This window comes from Burkholderia sp. APQ4-4ca, from assembly GCF_057837105.1.
This window is the reverse complement of record NZ_JBYQCG010000184.1, coordinates 1-3432: the sequence shown is the minus strand read 5'-3', so window position 1 is coordinate 3432 and position 3432 is coordinate 1. Positions and strand designations below refer to the sequence as shown.

At 63.4% G+C, this 3432-nt stretch carries 4 protein-coding genes; 2 read left to right on the top strand and 2 right to left on the bottom strand.

What is annotated here, in order from left to right; all coding sequences use genetic code 11:
* The first annotated feature begins 538 nt into the window (after positions 1-538).
* Together leuA and AC3IFE_RS20875 are read left to right on the top strand one after the other, a co-directional pair.
* Positions 539-2248, top strand: coding sequence for a 2-isopropylmalate synthase (gene leuA / locus AC3IFE_RS20880; RefSeq protein WP_489191803.1), 1710 nt, complete (start codon positions 539-541; stop codon positions 2246-2248).
* 237 nt (positions 2249-2485) lie between these two features.
* Positions 2486-2722, top strand: a complete 237-nt coding sequence (locus AC3IFE_RS20875) for a peptidylprolyl isomerase (protein ID WP_489191802.1) — start codon at positions 2486-2488, stop codon at positions 2720-2722.
* Positions 2723-2848: 126 nt separating this feature from the next.
* On the opposite strand, the gene AC3IFE_RS20870 is transcribed toward AC3IFE_RS20875, so the two are convergent.
* Together AC3IFE_RS20870 and AC3IFE_RS20865 are read right to left on the bottom strand one after the other, a co-directional pair.
* A complete protein-coding gene (locus AC3IFE_RS20870) occupies positions 2849-3016 on the bottom strand; it encodes a hypothetical protein (protein WP_489191801.1) in 168 nt (55 codons plus the stop codon).
* A 167-nt stretch (positions 3017-3183) separates the two neighbouring features.
* The coding region (locus AC3IFE_RS20865; RefSeq protein ID WP_489191800.1) for a hypothetical protein at positions 3184-3432 on the bottom strand (249 nt) is incomplete at its 5' end.

Genomic DNA, 3432 nt, shown 5'->3' with positions numbered 1-3432 from the left:
AGAGGACAGACCGACTCACTCCGAACATGAATAGGGCCTTACCGGCGCCGCACCCGTGAAGCATATCGACGGGGGACGGCGCCGCCTATCGGACGGGACTGATTCTGCGCGAACGCGCGTGTCGCGGGATCGGGCGAGGCGGAAGCGCACTCGTCCCCGGTTGACAACCGTGGCCACCCTGTGATTTGATGCCGGCCATGCACGCCGCTCAGTTCCTCTTCTCGCTACGACTACTAGCCCGCTTCTCCGGGCTGGGTCTGCGGCTGCGCGCTTTCCATCTGCTTCGTTCCTGAAGCGCCAGATTTTCCCCGCATCACCGACCTGGCCCCGGTTGTCGACCGGCGCCTGAGTTCGTCTTTCTTCCGTCATCACTCCGCTCCGTCCCGGTCGCTCAACCGCCAAGGCTGTCGTTTGCCGTACCGCTTTGCCGTTGTGCCGATTTTTTGCCGTTTTTACCGCTGCGCATGTAGCCGGCTCCTGACGCCGAAGGCTGCCGCGCCGCGTTTCACCGACAAACTGACCGAGGACCGACATCATGATGCTGAAGAACCCCGCGACGAAATACCGGCCGTTCACGCCCGTCAATCTGCCCGACCGCACGTGGCCGTCGCGCACGATCACGCAGGCGCCGATCTGGATGAGCACCGACCTGCGCGACGGCAACCAGGCGCTGTTTGAACCGATGGACGCCACGCGCAAGATGCGGATGTTCAAGACGCTGGTCGCGATCGGCTTCAAGGAAATCGAGGTTGCGTTCCCGTCCGCGTCCGAAACCGATTTCAACTTCGTTCGCGAGCTGATCGAAGGCGGTCACATTCCCGACGACGTGACGATCGAAGTGCTGACGCAGGCGCGCGACGATCTGATCGAGCGCACCTTCGCGTCGCTGCGCGGCGCGAAGCGCGCGATCGTGCACCTGTACAACGCGACCGCGCCGGAATTCCGCAAGATCGTGTTCGGCCTCGATCGCGACGGTGTGAAGCAGCTCGCGGTGAACGCCGCGCGCACGATCAAGCGGTGCGCCGATGCGGCGACCGGCACGCAGTTCACGCTGCAGTACAGCCCGGAAACGTTTACGGCGACCGAACTCGAGTTCGCGAAGGAAGTCTGCGACGCGGTGTTCGACGTGTGGCAGCCGACGCCGGCGCGCAAGTCGATCGTGAACCTGCCGGCCACGGTGGAAATCGGCACGCCGAATTACTACGCGGACCAGATCGAATGGATGCACCGCAACCTCGCGCGCCGCGATTCGCTGATCCTGTCCGTCCATCCGCACAACGATCGCGGCACCGCGGTCGCGGCGGCCGAACTTGCGGTGATGGCCGGTGCCGACCGGATCGAAGGTTGCCTGTTCGGCAACGGCGAACGCACGGGTAACGTCGATCTCGTGACGCTCGCGCTGAACCTGTACACGCAGGGCGTCGATCCGGGCCTCGATTTCTCGCAGATCAACGAAGTCGCGCGCACGTCCGAGGAATGCACGCAGTTGCCGATCCACCCGCGTCATCCGTATGTCGGCGACCTCGTGTTCACCGCGTTCTCCGGCTCGCACCAGGACGCGATCAAGAAGGGCTTCGCGGTGCAGCGCGCCGACGCCGTATGGGAAATGCCATATCTGCCGATCGATCCGAACGATCTCGGCCGCACGTACGATTCGATCATTCGCGTGAACAGCCAGTCGGGCAAGGGTGGTATCGCGTACCTGCTCGAACAGGGCTACGGCGTCGCGCTGCCGCGCCGCATGCAGGTCGATTTCAGCGCAGCCGTGCAGCGCCTGACCGACGACAGCGGGCACGAGGTGACGAGCGCGCAGATCTGGTCGTTGTTCCAGCAGGAATACGTCGAAAGCGATGCGCCGCTGCGTTACGTCGGCCATGAGCTGACCGAGCGAGATGGCCGCGAGACGATCGTGCTGACCGCCGACGTGCACGGCGAGCGCCGCGTGCTGCGCGGCGAAGGCAACGGGCCGCTCGATGCGCTGATGCATGCGTTGCATACGCCGCTGCGAATCCAGCATTACGAGGAACGCGCGCTGTCGCAGGGCGCCGACGCGAAGGCGATCGCGATCGCCGAGCTGGCCGGTACGGGGGTGCGCGGCAGTGCATTCGGTGTCGGTGTCGATGCGAATCTGACGACCGCGTCGATTCGTGCGGTGATCAGCGGCGTGAACCGCGCGTATGCGCGCGCGGACGCCGCGGTGCAGGCGACGTTCTTTGACGTGGCGCAGGCGGTGAAGGCCGTGGCGTAAGGGGACGGTGGCGGTCGCGCCGGGGCGCTCCGGTGTGGCCGCGTCGCACGCATGGTCGTTGCATTGCCCGCCGAGGGCAGCGTGCAGCGCCTGCTTCATGAAGTCCACCCATGCGCGCGCCTTCATCGAGATACCGGCGCGACGGATGCACCAGAAACAGCCCTACTTCATCCGCGCGGTAGTCGGGCAGCTCCCGAACGCAGCGCGTCGTCCACGACGAAGTCCGGCAGCAGACCGATGCCTGCGCCTTCCTGTACCGCGATCCCAAGCGATGCGTCGGGTGCCGTCGCGGCGCCGTTCCAGCTCGGTAACGCACATGTGATCGTGAAGCTAGACGAGAAGCGCGTGACGACCTTGCCGACGTTTGAAGCCGCGAAGAACGTGCTGCGTCAGCAGCTCGAAGCGCACGCGCAGCAGCGTGCGCTCGGGGTGGTGGTCGACAAGCTCGCTCAGCAGGCGACGATTCAGCAGTAAGCGGGTGTGTCAGGAAGTCGGTGGATCGTGTGATTCGCGGGGTGAGGCCGCTGCCGTTTGTGACGGCAGCGGCTTTTCTTTTGTGTCGAGCGTGTGCAGCGCGGCATAGGAGGGTAGATCGTTCGGCTAGCTGCGCGTAAAGAAGCTCATTATCTCGTTTGCGTGACCGGGCCTGAAGTGCGCTGCGGTTAGCGTCGCGTCCGTCTCGACGGGTGAAGCGATGCGTGATGTGAGTGCGAGCGCGGCTTTGGTGGTCAGTTCCTTGGCATCGTCGAAATGCAGATCGGCGAGCACGTTGCTCGTACAGCGAGACGCTACGTGTGGCAGTTGCATCCATGCGGCGGCAACCCTTTTGTTTTCGAATACATCAATCGCACGTGCGATGCGATCCGATTCCTCGGCAGAGAGGCGCTCCGATTCGACGATACTGCGTGGGGTCGTCGGACACGGGAGTTTCGGACCTACGAGTAATGTCTCGACGGTTCATGCTGAAAATCAACGGCGATCCGTAAGGCGATGTTGATTTCCATCCCTTGACCGATCAGTCGACGTAGTTCGAGCACATCGAATTGATCGAGAGAATTCTTGATGTCGTCGTAGACGGCTTCCAATCTCGTCGAATCGATATGTTGCCTGTTCGATTTCGTCGCCGTTGTACGGCCGCTGGTGGGTTGCTTCAATGGCATCGCGAAACACCTCTCTACTGGAAC